Source organism: Serratia sp. Ser99 (assembly GCF_024519545.1).
Lineage (GTDB): Bacteria > Pseudomonadota > Gammaproteobacteria > Enterobacterales > Enterobacteriaceae > Serratia > Serratia liquefaciens.
In genome coordinates this window covers 231,293-247,562 of record NZ_JALJRT010000003.1, presented here as the reverse complement: position 1 = coordinate 247,562, position 16,270 = coordinate 231,293, and the positions used below count along the sequence as shown (strand labels likewise).

Annotated in this window: 18 protein-coding genes and 1 other RNA gene; 10 read left to right on the top strand and 9 right to left on the bottom strand. The window is 53.2% G+C overall.

What is annotated here, in order from left to right:
• Position 1: 1 nt before the first annotated feature.
• The 3 genes from sdeY (at position 2) to ykgO (ending at position 3,734) form a co-directional block, all read left to right on the top strand.
• Positions 2 to 3,148: a multidrug efflux RND transporter permease subunit SdeY gene (gene sdeY, locus NR114_RS08850; RefSeq protein ID WP_046374338.1), complete on the top strand. Its 3,147-nt coding sequence runs from the start codon at positions 2 to 4 to the stop codon at positions 3,146 to 3,148.
• Between the two features lie 178 nt (positions 3,149 to 3,326).
• The gene (locus NR114_RS08845; protein WP_020825521.1) at positions 3,327 to 3,581 is read left to right on the top strand and encodes a type B 50S ribosomal protein L31; all 255 of its coding nucleotides are present in this window, start codon (positions 3,327 to 3,329) and stop codon (positions 3,579 to 3,581) included.
• A 12-nt stretch (positions 3,582 to 3,593) separates the two neighbouring features.
• Positions 3,594 to 3,734 carry a type B 50S ribosomal protein L36 gene (gene ykgO / locus NR114_RS08840; protein WP_012005563.1) on the top strand — a complete coding sequence of 47 codons (141 nt, stop codon included), beginning with the start codon at positions 3,594 to 3,596 and terminating at the stop codon, positions 3,732 to 3,734.
• A gap of 112 nt (positions 3,735 to 3,846) precedes the next feature.
• Here the strand turns inward: ykgO and NR114_RS08835 are convergent, their stop codons facing one another.
• The 4 genes from NR114_RS08835 to NR114_RS08820 are packed head-to-tail and all read right to left on the bottom strand — an operon-like array spanning position 3,847 to position 6,460.
• Positions 3,847 to 4,725 (bottom strand): metal ABC transporter substrate-binding protein, encoded by an 879-nt coding sequence (locus NR114_RS08835; protein ID WP_020825520.1) that lies wholly within the window; start codon positions 4,723 to 4,725, stop codon positions 3,847 to 3,849.
• Between the two features lie 25 nt (positions 4,726 to 4,750).
• Positions 4,751 to 5,608: a metal ABC transporter permease gene (locus tag NR114_RS08830; protein WP_256814074.1), complete on the bottom strand. Its 858-nt coding sequence runs from the start codon at positions 5,606 to 5,608 to the stop codon at positions 4,751 to 4,753.
• On the bottom strand, positions 5,595 to 6,317 hold the full coding sequence (locus tag NR114_RS08825) for a metal ABC transporter ATP-binding protein (RefSeq protein WP_046374340.1): 723 nt from the start codon (positions 6,315 to 6,317) through the stop codon (positions 5,595 to 5,597). Before NR114_RS08825 ends, NR114_RS08830 begins: the two co-directional genes overlap by 14 nt.
• The gene (locus NR114_RS08820; RefSeq protein WP_020825517.1) at positions 6,314 to 6,460 is read right to left on the bottom strand and encodes a hypothetical protein; all 147 of its coding nucleotides are present in this window, start codon (positions 6,458 to 6,460) and stop codon (positions 6,314 to 6,316) included. Before NR114_RS08820 ends, NR114_RS08825 begins: the two co-directional genes overlap by 4 nt.
• A gap of 302 nt (positions 6,461 to 6,762) precedes the next feature.
• Here NR114_RS08820 and NR114_RS08815 point away from each other — a divergent pair, with 302 nt between their 5' ends.
• The 3 genes from NR114_RS08815 (at position 6,763) to NR114_RS08805 (ending at position 7,906) form a co-directional block, all read left to right on the top strand.
• On the top strand, positions 6,763 to 7,116 hold the full coding sequence (locus NR114_RS08815) for a hypothetical protein (protein WP_020825516.1): 354 nt from the start codon (positions 6,763 to 6,765) through the stop codon (positions 7,114 to 7,116).
• A 162-nt stretch (positions 7,117 to 7,278) separates the two neighbouring features.
• On the top strand, positions 7,279 to 7,647 hold the full coding sequence (gene tomB, locus NR114_RS08810) for an Hha toxicity modulator TomB (RefSeq protein ID WP_020825515.1): 369 nt from the start codon (positions 7,279 to 7,281) through the stop codon (positions 7,645 to 7,647).
• A gap of 55 nt (positions 7,648 to 7,702) precedes the next feature.
• Positions 7,703 to 7,906, top strand: a complete 204-nt coding sequence (locus tag NR114_RS08805; protein ID WP_020825514.1) for an HHA domain-containing protein — start codon at positions 7,703 to 7,705, stop codon at positions 7,904 to 7,906.
• Between the two features lie 76 nt (positions 7,907 to 7,982).
• Here the strand turns inward: NR114_RS08805 and NR114_RS08800 are convergent, their stop codons facing one another.
• Complete coding sequence (locus NR114_RS08800) at positions 7,983 to 8,915, bottom strand: LysR family transcriptional regulator (RefSeq protein ID WP_020825513.1); 933 nt, start codon at positions 8,913 to 8,915, stop codon at positions 7,983 to 7,985.
• A gap of 138 nt (positions 8,916 to 9,053) precedes the next feature.
• Here NR114_RS08800 and NR114_RS08795 point away from each other — a divergent pair, with 138 nt between their 5' ends.
• Both NR114_RS08795 and NR114_RS08790 read left to right on the top strand, forming a co-directional pair.
• On the top strand, positions 9,054 to 10,841 hold the full coding sequence (locus NR114_RS08795; protein WP_115059829.1) for an adenine deaminase: 1,788 nt from the start codon (positions 9,054 to 9,056) through the stop codon (positions 10,839 to 10,841).
• Between the two features lie 163 nt (positions 10,842 to 11,004).
• Positions 11,005 to 12,348: an NCS2 family permease gene (locus tag NR114_RS08790; protein WP_020825511.1), complete on the top strand. Its 1,344-nt coding sequence runs from the start codon at positions 11,005 to 11,007 to the stop codon at positions 12,346 to 12,348.
• Positions 12,349 to 12,463: 115 nt separating this feature from the next.
• On the opposite strand, the gene ffs is transcribed toward NR114_RS08790, so the two are convergent.
• An RNA gene (gene ffs, locus NR114_RS08785) (signal recognition particle sRNA small type) lies at positions 12,464 to 12,560 on the bottom strand.
• Positions 12,561 to 12,717: 157 nt separating this feature from the next.
• Between ffs and NR114_RS08780 the strand changes: the two genes are divergently transcribed.
• Positions 12,718 to 13,032: an MGMT family protein gene (locus tag NR114_RS08780; RefSeq protein WP_048759573.1), complete on the top strand. Its 315-nt coding sequence runs from the start codon at positions 12,718 to 12,720 to the stop codon at positions 13,030 to 13,032.
• A 65-nt stretch (positions 13,033 to 13,097) separates the two neighbouring features.
• Here the strand turns inward: NR114_RS08780 and NR114_RS08775 are convergent, their stop codons facing one another.
• Positions 13,098 to 13,589, bottom strand: a complete 492-nt coding sequence (locus tag NR114_RS08775; RefSeq protein WP_020825509.1) for a YbaY family lipoprotein — start codon at positions 13,587 to 13,589, stop codon at positions 13,098 to 13,100.
• Between the two features lie 230 nt (positions 13,590 to 13,819).
• Between NR114_RS08775 and tesB the strand changes: the two genes are divergently transcribed.
• Positions 13,820 to 14,683 (top strand): acyl-CoA thioesterase II, encoded by an 864-nt coding sequence (gene tesB / locus NR114_RS08770; RefSeq protein WP_020825508.1) that lies wholly within the window; start codon positions 13,820 to 13,822, stop codon positions 14,681 to 14,683.
• 79 nt (positions 14,684 to 14,762) lie between these two features.
• On the opposite strand, the gene NR114_RS08765 is transcribed toward tesB, so the two are convergent.
• Positions 14,763 to 15,362 carry a peroxiredoxin gene (locus NR114_RS08765; protein WP_232103163.1) on the bottom strand — a complete coding sequence of 200 codons (600 nt, stop codon included), beginning with the start codon at positions 15,360 to 15,362 and terminating at the stop codon, positions 14,763 to 14,765.
• Positions 15,363 to 15,420: 58 nt separating this feature from the next.
• Positions 15,421 to 16,269, bottom strand: coding sequence for an archaetidylserine decarboxylase (gene asd, locus NR114_RS08760; RefSeq protein WP_256814075.1), 849 nt, complete (start codon positions 16,267 to 16,269; stop codon positions 15,421 to 15,423).
• Position 16,270 lies beyond the last annotated feature (1 nt).

Here is a 16,270-nt window from a genome sequence, read left to right as displayed (position 1 = left end):
CATGGCTAAGTTCTTTATAGATCGCCCGATTTTCGCCTGGGTAATCGCCATCATCATCATGTTGGCGGGTGTGTTGTCAATAATGAAACTGCCGATTGCGCAGTATCCAACTATTGCACCACCGGCGGTCAGTATTTCCGCAAACTATCCAGGCGCGGATGCCAAAACGGTGCAAGATACCGTCACTCAGATTATCGAACAGAACATGAACGGTATCGATAATCTGATGTACATGTCTTCCACCAGCGATTCCTCTGGTAGCGTCACCATTACATTGACGTTTGAATCCGGTACCGACCCTGACATTGCGCAGGTTCAGGTCCAGAACAAACTGTCGTTGGCCACCCCATTACTGCCGCAAGAAGTGCAGCAGCAGGGCCTGAAAGTAGAAAAATCCAGCAGCAGCTTCCTGATGGTGGCCGGCTTCGTTTCCGACGATCCGAACATGACCCAGGATGACATTGCGGACTACGTAGCTTCCAACATCAAAGATCCTATCAGCCGTTCATCCGGCGTGGGTGAAGTGCAGCTGTTCGGTGCCCAGTACGCCATGCGTATCTGGCTGGATCCGAACAAACTGAATAATTTCCAGTTGACCACTTCGGATGTCACCTCATCCATTACCGAGCAAAACAACCAGATCGCCGCAGGGCAGCTGGGCGGTATGCCACCGGTACCGGGGCAACAGCTGAACGCCTCGATCATCGCGCAGACTCGCCTGACCTCTCCTGAAGAGTTCGGTAAAATTCTGCTGAAGGTGAATAGTGATGGTTCTCAGGTTCGCCTGAGTGATGTTGCGCACATTGAACGCGGTGCAGAAAGCTACGCGGTAACCGCACGCTATAACGGTAAACCGGCAGCAGGTTTGGGGATCAAACTGGCCACCGGCGCCAACGCCCTGAACACCGCTAAAGGCGTAAAAGATGCACTGACCAAAATGGAACCCTTCTTCCCGCAGGGGATGAAAGTGGTTTATCCGTACGACACCACGCCGTTCGTTAAAATCTCCATCAACGAAGTAGTAAAAACGCTGATGGAAGCGATCTTGCTGGTGTTCCTGGTCATGTACCTGTTCCTGCAGAACTTCCGTGCGACGTTGATCCCAACCATCGCGGTACCGGTAGTATTGCTGGGGACCTTTGCGATCCTGGCGGCGTTCGGCTTCTCGATCAACACCCTAACGATGTTCGGTATGGTGCTGGCGATAGGCCTGTTGGTGGATGACGCCATCGTGGTGGTGGAAAACGTCGAGCGTGTAATGTCCGAAGAGGGACTGTCGCCGAAAGAAGCCACCCGCAAATCGATGGGCCAAATCCAGGGTGCGTTGGTCGGTATCGCCATGGTGCTGTCAGCGGTATTCGTACCAATGGCGTTCTTCGGCGGTTCTACCGGTGCCATCTATCGTCAGTTCTCGATCACCATCGTTTCCGCGATGGCCCTGTCGGTTCTGGTAGCGATGATCCTGACACCGGCACTTTGCGCCACCATGCTCAAACCGGTTCCGAAAGGTGATCATGGGATTAAAACAGGCTTCTTCGGCTGGTTTAACCGCATGTTCGAAAAGAGCACCAACCACTACACCGACAGCGTAGCCAATATTCTGCGCAGTACCGGGCGTTATCTGGTGATCTACCTGCTGATCGTCGTTGGCATGGGCCTGTTGTTCCTGCGCCTGCCGTCCTCGTTCCTGCCGGAAGAAGACCAGGGCATCCTGTTAACCATGGTTCAGCTACCGGCGGGTGCGACTGAAGCGCGTACCGCTAAAGTACTGGAAGAAGTCACCGACTACTTCATGACCAAGGAAAAGGACAACGTGGTCTCGGTGTTTACCGTAGCGGGCTTCGGCTTCAACGGTAACGGCCAGAACAACGGTCTGTCATTCGTCAGCCTGAAAGACTGGTCCGAACGTTCCGGTGAGCACAATAAAGTGCCTGCGATTGCCGGCCGCGCGATGGGTGCGTTCTCTCAGATTAAAGAAGGCCTGGTATTCCCGTTCAACCTGCCGGCGATTATCGAACTCGGTACTGCGACAGGTTTCGACTTTGAACTGATCGATCAGGGTGGCTTAGGCCATGAAAAACTGACCGAAGCGCGTAACCAGTTGTTGGGCATGGCTGCCAAACATCCGGACCTGCTGGTGGGCATGCGTCCTAACGGCCTGGAAGATACGCCACAGTTCAAACTGATCATCGATCAGGAGAAAGCCAAGGCGCTGGGCGTGAGCATCACCACCATCAACAGTACGCTGACTACCGCGCTGGGTGGCACCTACGTTAACGACTTCATCGACCGCGGTCGTGTGAAGAAGGTCTACGTTCAGGCTGATGCGCCATTCCGTATGCTGCCAGAAGATATCAATAAATGGTTTGTTCGTGGCGGCACCGGCCAGATGGTTCCTTTCTCCGCGTTCTCTACGGCGAAATGGGAATACGGTTCTCCGCGTCTGGAACGTTATAACGGCCTGCCATCCATGGAAATTCTTGGACAAGCGGCACCGGGTAAGAGTACCGGTGAGGCGATGAACATGATGGAAGAGCTGGCGTCCAAACTACCGAGCGGTATTGGTTACGATTGGACCGGTATGTCCTATCAGGAACGTCTGTCCGGTAACCAGGCGCCTGCGCTGTACGCCATTTCGATTCTGGTCGTATTCCTGTGTCTGGCAGCGCTGTATGAAAGCTGGTCGATTCCGTTCTCGGTCATGCTGGTACTGCCGCTAGGGGTTATCGGTGCTCTGCTGGCAGCAACCATGCGCGGCATGAACAACGACGTTTACTTCCAGGTGGGGCTGTTGACCACCATAGGTCTGTCGGCGAAGAACGCCATCCTGATAGTGGAATTCGCCAAGGATCTGATGGAGAAAGAGGGCAAGGGTTTGATCGAAGCGACGCTCGATGCGGTACGTATGCGTCTGCGTCCAATCCTGATGACCTCACTGGCCTTCATCCTCGGGGTACTGCCGTTGGTTATCAGTAACGGTGCAGGCTCCGGCGCACAGAACGCGGTAGGTACCGGCGTTATGGGCGGGATGATTACCGCCACCGTGCTGGCCCTGTTCTTTGTTCCGGTGTTCTTCGTGGTGGTTCGCCGCCGCTTCGGCAAGAAGTCTGAAGACATAGAACACAGCCATCCGGTCGAGCATCACTGATAACTCAGTGCTGTTTCCCTCCTGAAAAAAGGCCGCTTATGCGGCCTTTTTCTTTTGCTTCATCTGCTTAATGCAAATCACTCTCATTAATTTAGCTGCGGATGCATTTTGTACTTGATCCGCTCTGCCGTGCAGCGCATAATTATTGTTATAGTATAACATTACATGAGAGTGCATCATGAAAGCAGGTATCCATCCAAATTATCGTACCGTGGTATTCCACGACCTGAGTGCCAATGCCTACTTTAAGGTGGGATCGACCATTAACACCGATCGCACCATTGAGTTGGACGGTGAAAACTGGCCGTATGTCACTATCGACGTCTCTTCTGCTTCGCATCCGTACTACACCGGCAAGCAGAAGGAGTTCTCCAAAGAGGGCAGCACTGCACGTTTCCAGCAGCGTTTTGGCCGTTTTCTTGGCAAGAAGTAAAAGGGAATCAACATGCAGGTTTTGAGTTCATTGCGTTCGGCGAAGAATCGCCATCCGGATTGCAAAGTCGTGCGCCGCAAAGGTCGCATCTATGTGATCTGTAAAACCAACCCGCGTTTTAAAGCGGTACAGGGACGTAAGAAAAAGCGTTAACTTCCGTAGTGTCATCTGTCGCAAAGCCCCGTTGCTGCTCAACGGGGCTTTTTTTATGGAGAAAGCCGAAGTGTCATCAGTGTCCCCGCCATCATAACGGGGACATGTGGGTTTATTTCATACTGCTCAGTAAGGTATCAACATTGTGTTTAAATGCCTGCACGTAGTTCGCTGCCGGCCCCTGCGGTTGGGATAACGCCTCAGGATACAGCTCACCACCGGCTTTTGCCCCGGTCGCCGCAGCAATCTGCTTCACCAGTCGCGGGTCGGTCTGGTTTTCAATAAAGTAGGCGGTCACCTTTTCCTGTTTGATCTGCTTGATCAAACCGGCCACGTCGCTGGCGCTGGCCTCTGCTTCGGTAGAGAAACCGACCGGGGCAAGGAAGGTGACGCCATATTCTTGCCCAAAGTAGCCAAAAGCATCGTGGCTGGTCAGCACCTTACGCTTTTGCTGCGGTACTGCGGCAAACTGCGTTTTGGCCCACAAATCCAGCTTCTGCAACTGTTGGATATACTCTGCGCCGCGCTGGCGGAAATAATTGGCGTCTTCAGGATCGGCGGCAATCAGCGCGTTCATCACGTTTGTGGCGTACTGCACACCATTTTTCATGCTGTTCCAGGCATGAGGATCGGTGATCTCTTTGCCATCGTCTTCCATCTGGCGCGAATTTATTCCCTGCGATGCGGTGATGACCTGCCCTTTATACCCCGAGGCGCTAACCAGCCGATCGATCCAACCTTCCAGGCCTAAACCACTGACGAACACCACGTCGGCCTGTGACAGCACCTTGCTGTCCTTAGGCGAAGGCTCAAAGCTGTGCGGATCGCCGTCCGGCCCCACCAAGGTGGTGACCTTAACGTGCTCCCCCCCTACCTGCTTGACGATATCGCCCAGGATGGAAAAACTGGCAACGGCATCTACGGTTTTCGCCATCGCCAACGGGCTGGACAGCAGAGCAGCGACTGCCAGCGTAATAGGTAAACGTTTCATACTTTCTCCTTGCACATGACACTTCTCAACGGCGCGCCAGGGAAAAGATCCCCCCACGCATCCCAAACAGAATCGACCCAAAAAAGATCACGCTGGCACTGAGCACAATAGCCGGGCCGGCAGGCAACGAGGCGTAATACGACCACTCCAGGCCGATCAAACTCGATAGCATGCCGATGCCCATCGCCACCGCCAACGTATGTGGCAGATTACGGGCCCAAAAACGTGCGCTGGCGGCAGGCAGCATCATTAGCCCTACCGACATCAAGGTGCCGAGGATTTGGAAACCGGCCACCAAATTGATCACGACCAGCGCTAAAAATAACCCGTGGATCAGTGCTAACCAGCGCGGGGCGCTAACGCGTAAAAAGGTCGCGTCGAAAGACTCAATCACCAGAGCGCGATACAGCGCCGCCAGCGACAAAAGTGAAAAACTGGCTATCGCCCCGACCATGAAAATGGCGTGCGTATCCACGGCAAGGATCGAGCCGAACAGCACGTGCAGCAAGTCGACACTAGAACCACGCAAGGAGACAAGTGTGACTCCCAGCGCCAAGGATCCCAGATAGAAACCGGCAAAACTGGCGTCCTCTTTCAACGGCGTTCGACGACTGACAAGCCCAGACAGCATGGCCACGGCGAGCCCGGCGATAAATCCCCCCACGCCCATCGCCACCAGCGACATACCGGAAATCAAATACCCTATCGCCGCACCCGGCAGCACCGCATGCGACAATGCATCACCCACCAGGCTCATGCGCCGTAGCAGTAAAAAAACGCCCAAAGGCGCGGCGCTGATCGACAAGGCAAAGCAGGCCACCAGCGCACGCCGCATAAAACCGAAGGAAGCAAAGGGATCAATTAATGTCTCAAGCAACATCACTGCGCCCTCCTCTGCCGCACAGCGGAGCGCTGGCAATATTTAACGCAGGAATATGTTCCAACACGCTGTCGGCTTTACCCCAGTGGCAACACTCTGGGGTCAGCAACAGCGCCTGTGGGAAGTGATTCGCCACCATCGACATATCGTGCAATACGGCAATTACCGTTTTTCGTTGCTGATGCAAACCTGCGATCACCTGAAGCAATAACTGAACGGTGGAACTATCGATGCCGGTAAAGGGTTCATCCAATAAAATAAGCGGTGCCTGCTGCACCAATAATCGGGCAAATAACACCCGCTGAAGTTGGCCACCGGATAACTCGCCGACAGGAGTGCGCGCCATAGCGGTCATGTTTACCCTGTCCAGCGCCTCGCTAATCTGCCGCTTCGCGTGCTTATTCAACCCACCGAACATCCCACTGGTCGGCCAGCTCCCCATCGCCACCAGATCGCTCACCAGGATCGGAAACTGGCGATCCAGTTCCGCCTGTTGGGGTAAATACGCCATACGCGGTAATTTGTTGCCGCTAAAACGTAAGTTCCCGCCCTGCAGCGGTAAAAGCCCAGCCAGTGTTTTCAGCAACGTAGACTTACCTGCGCCGTTAACGCCAACCACGGCGGTCAGCGATCCTACGGCGAAATGCCCGCTAAGTGGGGGAAACAACGGCGTTCCGCCATAGCCGATGACGGCTTTTTGTAGCGTTATCATGGCAGCGCTACCGCCCAATGGATGCCCAACCAGAGTAAGCCGAGCAGCAAAGCGGCAATACCGCAGCGCAGGCCTGCGGAAGCGGTGAACAGCGAGTTCAATGACGGCAGATCGCCATCTTGTGGTGTGGATGTCAGTTTCATGGCCAAACGAGAGAGAATTTACTGTTACAGTATAACATCACAATCACTTCTGTGACTCAAGCACCCTCTCGGTGATTAATGCAACCGAACGTAACAATAAAGTGATACCAACGTTGACCAGCGCCATTTTTGGAACACCAGCGGAACTCTTTCAGGGATATACTGAGAAACGTCAGGGTTATTAACCGGTAAACAACGTTGAGTTACTGTAAAAAAGCATCTGGTTAACGAAAAGTTTACCGACGTATGGATGAAAAAGGAGTAAGATTAATAGATAGGATCGCTATACGGTCAGGCATTAAATGCAGGTAACTCTTAGCTACAGCACAATGATAGAAGCACTTTCTGTTAAAAAACTAAAGAAAGTGATTAACGATAGAATGTCAGAGTTGGTGCCGGCATTGACCAGCGGCTTGAGTTTTTATTCAGAAAGCGCACGGTATAGTGAAGGTTCATTAGAAATACTTGATATTCATAAATTGAGCGACCATGAGTATTCAATGAGTTACCGCTATAAATGGACAATTTTCAACGCCTGTCTGGATATCAACGCCGAGGAATACATCAACGAAAGCGTGATTTTTAGCGTGACTGAATCGAGCTTGTGCTTTGACATCATTGATAACTCCCGTCCATCTACTGCAGATGAATTGTAAGTTTACGTAATAACAGCAGGCCAGACGTGGAGAAATGATTTATATTCATTATATAGGAAGTTTATTTTATCACCGTCATTAAGCTACCTCTGTCCATGATGTAAATCAGCTTACTCACAGAGTGTTATCAACACCGAAATTAAGACTTACGGAGGGGATGATATGGATGAGTATTCGCCTAAAAGGCACGATATTGCTCAGCTGAAATTCTTGTGCGAAAATTTGTATGATGAAGGCATAGCCACGCTGGGCGACAGCCACCACGGCTGGGTGAACGACCCAACGTCTTCCGTCAACCTCCAGCTTAATGAGTTGATTGAACATATTGCTTCGTTTGTGATGAGTTATAAAATTAAATACATGGACGAAAGTGATTTATCGGAGTTAGTCGAGGAATATCTCGATGATACCTACACGCTGTTCAGCAGTTACGGTATCAATGATTCCGATCTGCGTCGCTGGCAAAAAACCAAGGCGCGATTATTCAGAATGTTCTCAGGAGAGGGCATCTGTACGACAATGAAATCTTAGGGGATAATTATCCCTAAATTATTCTATTCTACGGTTTATAACACCAAAGGTTATCATGACTAAAACTGATTATCTGATGCGTTTACGTAAATGCACCACTATTGACACCCTTGAACGCGTTATTGAAAAAAATAAGTATGAGCTTTCGGATGACGAATTGGAGCTGTTTTACTCTGCAGCTGACCACCGTCTGGCTGAGCTCACCATGAATAAGCTCTACGATAAAATCCCAACGGCCGTTTGGAAGTTCGTACGTTAATCAAGGCTCGAGATGCGTTGAGCCGATAGACTATCGGCCTCAATGTCAGGCAAATTCTCGTATTTATCTCATTGACTTACTGCACTTTCATCCGCCGTTGAAAATCCTGTAATAACAATTGGAAACAATCCTCAATTAATGCCGGGTGATTTCTGTGTGCACTGCGCATTAATGCCACGGTACGGCTAAGCATCGGTTGCTGCAGTTGAACCACGGTTAATTCATCGTCTTTCAAATGGGTGGTGTAAAGCTGAGGTAAAATAGCGACCGCTAATTCCGAACGTACCAATCCGTATAACGTCTCCAGAAAATCGACCTGGTAGCGTGCGATTAAATTCAGACGGTGGCTTTCTGCCAATGCCAGTACCAGCCGGCTGATATTTCCCTTGGAAAAAACCGCAATATCACGCCGGGCTAATTGCCGCCACGGCAGATGATGTGATTCAGCCAAAGGGTCATCACGGCGCATAACCACCACAAAGGGATCTTCCTGCAGCGGATATATCTCCAACGACTCCGGCACGGAACTATCGAGCGCCCCAATACCAAAATCAATCATGCCGTTCTCTAATTGCAGCAGCAGAGAATCATTAGTTTGATCGTGAAATTCTACCCTCAGCCGTGGAAAGTTCGCCGCCAGCAGCTGTGGCACGGCCGGAAACAACAGCCGGCTGACCGAAGGTACCAACCCGATGCGCAAGGTCCCATCTCCCCCCGCCAACATAATGCGCTGCATATCGTCAAAGGACGCCTGCGCCACATTCAGCAGCCGCTCGGCATGCGGCAGAATTGCCGCCCCCTGTTCGGTCAACGTCACCGCGGAAGCCGTGCGATTCACCAATTTTCCACCCAGCACCAACTCTATCTGTCGCAGCGCGCTACTCAGTGCCGGTTGGCTGATCGCCAAACGGTTCGCGGTATCGGTAAAATGCCGTAGCCGCGCCAGAGTAACGAAATATTGAATCTGCTTCAGAGACAGCGCGGGCAAGCGGCGCCAGGGTTCAGACATGTCAGGTTTCCATTCGCCAACCAAGTAAACGTTTGCGACAGCATAAACGTTTCTTATCAGGCAATAAATTAAATCATCTGTGCAAAGCCTGCCCGCCCCCCTAGAGTAACAACCCTGTCATCATGCCGGGTAATTACCATGACCACTCATTACACCAGCGCGGGCGAACGCCAACGCGCGGTGAAGGCCGCATTAGGCCAACTTCCTTTTGATTTGCTGCTGATGAACGCTGCGCTGGTTGATATGGCCACCGGTGAAATCCGTAACGCTGATGTCGGCATCGTCGGCGCACTGATTGCCAGCGTTCATCCCTGTGGCACTATGACCGAAGCCCTTCAAACGCAAGACTTGGCCGGCGCATATCTGAGCCCCGGCCTGATCGACACCCACGTACACGTTGAAAGCTCGCACCTGCCGCCGGAAAAATACGCCGAAATCGTCGTTGCCCAAGGCACCACTACCATTTTCTGGGATCCACACGAACTGGCCAACGTGCTCGGTGTTGAGGGTGTGCGTTACGCGGTCGACGCCAGCCGTGGTCTCCCGCTCAGGGTGATCTGTGCGGCACCGTCAAGCGTCCCTTCCACTCCAGGTTTGGAAATGTCCGGCGCTGATTTCGGCGGCCATGAAATGGAAACCATGTTGGCCTGGCCGGAAGTCGGCGGGGTTGCCGAGGTGATGGACATGCACGGCGTACTGAACGGCAGCGAACGCATGCTGGATATCCTCAATGCCGGGCTGAACAGCGGCAAGTTGATCGAAGGTCACGCACGTGGGCTAAGCGGCGCTCAGCTTCAGGCCTATCTGGCCGCGGGCGTGACGTCCGACCATGAGCTGACCTCCGGAGCCGATGCGCTGGAGAAACTACGCGCCGGACTGACGCTGGAGATCAGAGGATCTCACCCTTACCTGCTACCCGAGATCGTTGCGGCACTAAAAACGTTGCCACACCTGTCCTCGCAGGTCACCGTCTGCACCGACGATGTGCCGCCGGATATGCTGCTGCAAAAAGGCGGCATTGTGGCGTTACTCAATATGCTGATCGAACAGGGGATGTCGGGAACCGACGTATTGAGGATGGCGACGCTTAACGCCGCTATTCGCCTGCAACGCAACGATCTGGGCTTGATTGCCGCGGGCCGCATTGCCGATCTGGTGGTCTTTGATTCGCTCACTCAACTGAGTGCGCGGCAGGTCTACGTCGCAGGAAAGCTGCTGGCGCAGAACGGAAAAATGCTGACACCGCTCAGTGCAAACCCGAAAGTGACGGTGCCGCGCGATACGCTGCGGCTCCCGCCACTGACTCCCGCAGATTTCATATTGAAAGTCCCGGCGATCCGCCACGGTAAAGCCACCCTGCGCCACATTAAAGGCGCGCGTTTTACCCAGTGGAACGAAACCACCGTCGAGGTTCGCGACGGCGAAGTGCAGATACCGGATGGCTTTAGCCTGATCTGGGTGAAACATCGCCATGGTCGCCACCAGGCCACCCCGCAACTGGCACTGTTGGAAGGCTGGGGGGAACTGCGCGGTGCCATCGCCACCAGCTACTCACACGACTCGCATAACCTGGTGGTTCTGGGCCGTAACGCAACCGATATGGCGCTGGCGGCCAATGCCCTGATCGCCTGCGGTGGCGGCATGGCCCTAAGTCAAAACGGGGAAATTCTGGCTCAGGTGGCGATGCCGATTGCCGGCATGCTTTCAGATCTGCCTGCCGCGGAACTGGCACAACAATTTAAAAAACTGCGCGATCTGAGCGCACAAATCGCCGATTGGGAACCGCCCTACCGGGTTTTCAAGGCAATCGAGGGCACCTGTCTGGCGTGTAATGCCGGGCCGCACCTGACCGATCTCGGCCTGACCGACGGCACCACGCGCCAAATTGTCGATCCACTGATCGCCTGCTGGGAAACCCCGGCGTAAAAATAATCATAATAACAATACATACCCTATGGATTTCTAGTTGCAGCTAGACAGGCACGCCCACTCACCCCATGCGCTTACTCAAGTAAGTTACTGGGGTGAGTGAGTGTTGCCAACAACGCTGCGGCTTGAAATACGACGGGTAGCAACGGAGATTGTCTATATGGCTGAGAATTCAGTAAATGCTCCAACACCAGGGGGCTGGCTGCAACGGCGTTTTCAACTGCATGCGCGGCAAAGCAATGTCAAAACCGAATGCCTGGCCGGTATCACCGGTTTTCTGGCTGCGGCCTATTTGTTGGTGGTAATCCCCGGATTGCTGGCCATCGGCGGCATGGATAAGGGCGCAGTGACCACCGGCACCATTCTGGTGTTTGTGATCGGCAGCTTGCTTATGGCGTTTTACGGTAATCTGCCGTTTATCGTTGGCCCAGGGATCGGCGGTTCGGTGTTGGTCGGCGTGACGTTGGCGGGCAGCGAAGGCATAGGTTGGCAGATTGGGCTGGGTATCGCCTGCTGGTCCGGCATTTTGTTTTTTGCCCTGACTCGTCTTGGACTGCGCGAGGTGGTTACCCGCTCGGTACCGCAGTCCATCAAGCTGGGGCTGACCGCCTCTATCGGATTATTTGTTGCGGTGCTGGGGTTCCGTAACGCCGGGCTGGTACTGGCCAATGCCAAATCCAATGCGCTGATGCTGGGTGACTTCACGGCACCCGGTGCGTTGATCGCCCTGTGCGGCCTGTTTCTGGCCATTGCCCTGCAGGCTCGACGCATCCCGGGCGCGATTTTGTGGGCGATCCTGGTCGCGACGCTGGTGGGTATTCCATTCGGCGTCACGCACCTTCCAGCCAGTCTGATGGCAATGCCACACTCATTGGCCCCTGTGCTCGGCCACGTCGATATGATTGGTGCATTGAATATCGCCTTCCTGCCTTACCTGTTTGTCTTTTTCGCCTCAGAGTTTTTCTCCACCATGGGCACCACGCTCGCCGTCGGCGGTGAAGCCGGGTTACTGGACGAGCACGGCAACATGCCGCACATCAACCGGCCGTTTATGGTGGACTCGATCGCAGCGGCTCTCGGGCCCTGGGTCGGCATTCCAGCCGCCACGGCGCTGATCGAATCGTCAGCCGCTGCCGAAGCCGGTGGCAAGACTGGATTAACGGCGCTGGCGGCAGCCATCATGTTCTTGCTGATGCTGCTGTTTACCCCCATTGCCCTGATGATCCCGAAAGAGGCTACCGCACCGGCATTGATCCTGATCGGCCTGAATATGTTCAGTGGATTGCGCAAAGTCGATTTGGCCAACTTTACCGACGGCCTGCCGGTGCTGATGATGGTGATGATCACGCTGATTGCCAACAGCTTCGGCACCGGTATCGCAGGTGGGCTGCTGTTTTATATCATCATCAAGGTGATTGCAGGCAAATGGCGTGAAGTCCCGGTCGGGCTTTACCTGTTGGCTATCCCGCTGGCGTACTATTTCGCTACGCTGGTGAAGCACTGAGGTGAATTGCTGGCGAGCAATCGGCGCCGGCAGTTTTCCTGCAGCGAGATTTTTGGGGCGATAGTAAATACGAGAGAGTAGTGAAAGAATGATGCGGCGCTGAAATTGGTGGAGGCCCTGCCAGCTACATCCCGGCACACACGTCACCTGCTGCGGCTGCTTCCTTCCGGATCTGACCGAGTTCACAAGTTAGTGTTGCGGGAGAACCAACAGGGCCCCCATTGACGGCTTCTGGTACTGCGAAGCGGTGGGCATTATCGGTGATGGCCAGCTAAATAGCAAGCCAACCGGGGCCAACCGCTGTTTTCTTGCCCACCTCGGCTGTGGCACACTTTGATCTTGGGATTTCGCCGCAGCAGGAACACAGAAATGGAATCAGAAGACGCCTCATTCAGCCAGCGGGTGTTTCACATCGTGGCCGCCATTCCTTATGGCAAAGTGACGACCTACGGTGAGGTAGCGCGTCTGGCCGGTTCACCACGTGCGGCACGTCAGGTGGGCGGCGTATTGCGCCGCCTACCGGAAGGCAGCAGCCTGCCCTGGCATCGGGTGATTAACCGGCACGGGCAGATTTCGCAGCAGGGCGAGGACTTCCAACGCCAACGTCAGGCATTGCTTGGGGAAGGGATCATTTTTGGCGCCCACAGCACGGTGGATCTGTTGGTTTACGGCTGGCGCTGGTGATAAAAAAACAGCCTTTGGCCGGAGCGCAAAGGCTGTTGATAGCTTACTGCTTCAGGACCACCGGATTACGGCATCGCCGTTGGCGTTGCCTGAACCGGAATGCCTTGCACCGGAACCAGCAGCAGGTCGGCACGGGTGCCGTTACGGTTAACTACTTCCTGGATTGTGTCGGTAATAAAGATCAGCTGCCCATTAACCGTGATTGCCGCGCTCAGAATAATACGCGCATTAGGCTGAATATCAGCCGGGTTGAATGGCAATACAAAATTAAACGGCGCCTGCTTGCCGTCAGTACGTACCGCACGCTGGGCGATCACTTTAGACGGAGCGTCCGCCAGTGAAGCATCAGAGAGCGTGACGGTCAGTATCGCATCCGGCGGCAGCGCAATGCGCTGGCGAATGTTAACCGAACCAGTCACCGCCGGGCCCTGAATCTGCGTTTGTGCAATCGCCGCGCTTCCCGCCGTTGGAGTAGGCACATTGCCACTCTTCTGGGCACAGCCAGCCAGAGTGAGGGTTAATGCTGCAGCTCCACCTACGATTTGCCAGAGTTTCATGGATCGGTCTCCTTTTTTATTATCAACACGTTGGTGGCTTCCACCACCCCACCCATTAAAGTTAGCACAAAACACTGAAAAATCCATTTAACACTGCCTATTAATCACTTACCCCCCTAATAACGTTCAGTATTCAGCCAATTTTCTCTGTGCCATAACGCAATATATTGACGTCTTACCGTGATATTCCGCACACTGAGCAAAATGATTATTATAAGGGTAGTAACTTTATGAGCCAGGCACTGCAAAACCTCCTTGATCTGCTGGATCTGGAGAAAATCGAAGAAGGGTTGTTCCGCGGCCAAAGCGAAGATCTGGGGCTACGTCAGGTATTTGGCGGTCAGGTGGTTGGTCAGGCACTTTATGCCGCCAAACAGACTGTTCCCGCAGAGCGGAGCGTACACTCGTTTCACAGTTATTTTCTGCGTCCAGGCGACAGCAGCAAGCCGATTATCTACGACGTGGAAATCCTGCGCGACGGTAACAGTTTTAGCGCCCGTCGCGTCAGCGCCATTCAACATGGCAAGCCGATTTTCTATATGACCGCCTCTTTCCAAAGCCCGGAAGAAGGGTTTGAACATCAGAACACCATGCCGGATGTGCCGCCGCCGGAAGGACTGATGTCCGAATCGGACATTGCCCAAAAGTTGTCGCACATGCTGCCGGATAAAGTGCGTGAAAAGTTTATCGGCCAGAAGCCGATCGAAATGCGCCCGGTCAAATTCCACAACCCACTGAAGGGCAGCGTGGAAGAGCCGCACCGCTACGTTTGGTTCCGCGCCAACGGCACCATGCCGGACGATCAGCGCATCCACCAATATTTGCTGGGTTACGCGTCAGATTTTAACTTCCTGCCGACGGCGTTGCAGCCTCATGGCGTAGGCTTCCTGGAGCCGGGCATGCAGGTGGCGACAATTGACCACTCAATGTGGTTCCACCGCCCCTTCCGCATGGATGACTGGTTGTTGTACGTGGTCGAAAGCACGTCAGCTTCCGGAGCCCGTGGATTTGTGCGCGGACAATTTTATACCCGTGACGGCGTTCTGGTTGCCACTACGGTGCAGGAAGGCGTCATCCGCCAGCGCGAAGCCTAAGCAATTAACCTTTCAATGGAATGCCAGTCAGGTTGGCTGGCATTTTTGCTTTGTGCCTTCACAAATGGGCGGGCCCAGCTCAGTCAAGGGTTCCCGGTGCCAAATCCGGATGGTCTCTCAACCACCCGATGACTTCAGCGGCCGCTCTGTTCGCGGGGAAAACGGGATAGAACACATGTTCAATCGTGCCATCCCTGATGATCAGCGTTAAACGCTTAATCAGCCGCATGCCTTCCACGTTCATCGTGGGTAAACGCAAGGCGTCGACCAATGCAAATTCAGCATCGCTCAAGATGGGGAAAGTCAGCCTGAGGCGGTCAGACAACTCTCTCTGATAATCCGTGGTTTGCGTGCTCAACCCAAAGATCCTGATCCCGAAGGTGGTAAACACCTCCTTTTCGGCCTGAAAAGATAAAGTTTGCGCTGTGCAGCCACGGGCTCCGGGGATAGCGTCCCAACCTGCCGGCAGATTGCCGTGGGGCTCGCCGGTCCTCGGATAGGCATAAACAACCGTTCGCCCCGGCAAGATAGACAAGTCTACCCTCTCACCAAACGTTGAGTGAAAACGCAGGGCCGGCATCGGCATGCCGACCAGATGATCGGCCGCACCGTCATCCACCGGGCATGGCAGGTCGTCTGGCAATAACGCGGGATTGCCCATGTGATGTGTATTCGCCATGCTCTGACTCCCTATTCAAATGAAAATACTTCCTCATCGTTCGGCGAAGAGTTAACGCTTACTTTTTCATCACGGTGACAAAAGCATCAGAAAACTCAACCCTATCCCCTTGATTTACACTACTGAAATCGAGATCCCAGCAGGAATCAAACAGAACTATGACTGTTGACCCCATAGTGAAATAGCCTATCTCCTCGCCCTTCTTGTAAAACAAACAATCATTATAAAAAGACTCATGGGTGTAGAGCCGGTTATAGTTGACCTTTCCTCCCCAAGCTGTGACTATCCCCCCCACCATAAATGCGCCTACAAAAATAACGGACATCCTGCCATGCTCCGTCATAAACTCACAAATCATTCGTTCATTACCCACATATAATTCTTTATCATTTTTTACACTCTTCTCCCTGACCGATTTAAAATCTCCGGGACAATAAATGGTATTAATCAAGAAACCGTCGAACGGCATATGTACCCTGTGATAATCCTCCGGCGCCAGGTATATATTCGCAAAACGGCCGCCATTGTAGCCCTGCGTCATTTCATTATTAAAACCAAAAAGCCTAAAGATGGAATACTCAACCCCCTTGGCTTGCAGTAACGTATTCTCTTTTATCTCGCCATGGGCCCCCATACGCCCATCACAAGGCATACAAAGCTCCGTTGAATTCAATAAATTGACTTTATTCTTTGTTTCTTCGCTGAGCTCTCTGCAAAAAAAATCTTGGAAGCTGCTGTAGTCCTTGATGTTCTTCTTCTGGTAACGTGACAGATCGATTGACTTTGCCTTGCACAGGATAAAAATAAAAATATAGTGAACGTTAAAAAAACTGGCTTCACTCATCCGCTTCCCAATTTTGAATAGGTTTGTACGTAGCAGCGATAAAAAATCAACGTACCCTTTCATT

Bases quoted from the DNA above. Each gene is read 5' to 3' on its own strand.
- sdeY (WP_046374338.1), top strand. From the start codon at position 2: ATGGCTAAGTTCTTTATAGATCGCCCGATTTTCGCCTGGGTAATCGCC.
- NR114_RS08845 (WP_020825521.1), top strand. From the start codon at position 3,327: ATGAAAGCAGGTATCCATCCAAATTATCGTACCGTGGTATTCCACGAC.
- ykgO (WP_012005563.1), top strand. From the start codon at position 3,594: ATGCAGGTTTTGAGTTCATTGCGTTCGGCGAAGAATCGCCATCCGGAT.
- NR114_RS08835 (WP_020825520.1), bottom strand. From the start codon at position 4,725: ATGAAACGTTTACCTATTACGCTGGCAGTCGCTGCTCTGCTGTCCAGC.
- NR114_RS08825 (WP_046374340.1), bottom strand. From the start codon at position 6,317: ATGATAACGCTACAAAAAGCCGTCATCGGCTATGGCGGAACGCCGTTG.
- NR114_RS08820 (WP_020825517.1), bottom strand. From the start codon at position 6,460: ATGAAACTGACATCCACACCACAAGATGGCGATCTGCCGTCATTGAAC.
- NR114_RS08815 (WP_020825516.1), top strand. From the start codon at position 6,763: ATGCAGGTAACTCTTAGCTACAGCACAATGATAGAAGCACTTTCTGTT.
- tomB (WP_020825515.1), top strand. From the start codon at position 7,279: ATGGATGAGTATTCGCCTAAAAGGCACGATATTGCTCAGCTGAAATTC.
- NR114_RS08805 (WP_020825514.1), top strand. From the start codon at position 7,703: ATGACTAAAACTGATTATCTGATGCGTTTACGTAAATGCACCACTATT.
- NR114_RS08800 (WP_020825513.1), bottom strand. From the start codon at position 8,915: ATGTCTGAACCCTGGCGCCGCTTGCCCGCGCTGTCTCTGAAGCAGATT.
- NR114_RS08795 (WP_115059829.1), top strand. From the start codon at position 9,054: ATGACCACTCATTACACCAGCGCGGGCGAACGCCAACGCGCGGTGAAG.
- NR114_RS08790 (WP_020825511.1), top strand. From the start codon at position 11,005: ATGGCTGAGAATTCAGTAAATGCTCCAACACCAGGGGGCTGGCTGCAA.
- NR114_RS08780 (WP_048759573.1), top strand. From the start codon at position 12,718: ATGGAATCAGAAGACGCCTCATTCAGCCAGCGGGTGTTTCACATCGTG.
- NR114_RS08775 (WP_020825509.1), bottom strand. From the start codon at position 13,589: ATGAAACTCTGGCAAATCGTAGGTGGAGCTGCAGCATTAACCCTCACT.
- tesB (WP_020825508.1), top strand. From the start codon at position 13,820: ATGAGCCAGGCACTGCAAAACCTCCTTGATCTGCTGGATCTGGAGAAA.
- NR114_RS08765 (WP_232103163.1), bottom strand. From the start codon at position 15,362: ATGGCGAATACACATCACATGGGCAATCCCGCGTTATTGCCAGACGAC.
- asd (WP_256814075.1), bottom strand. From the start codon at position 16,269: ATGAAAGGGTACGTTGATTTTTTATCGCTGCTACGTACAAACCTATTC.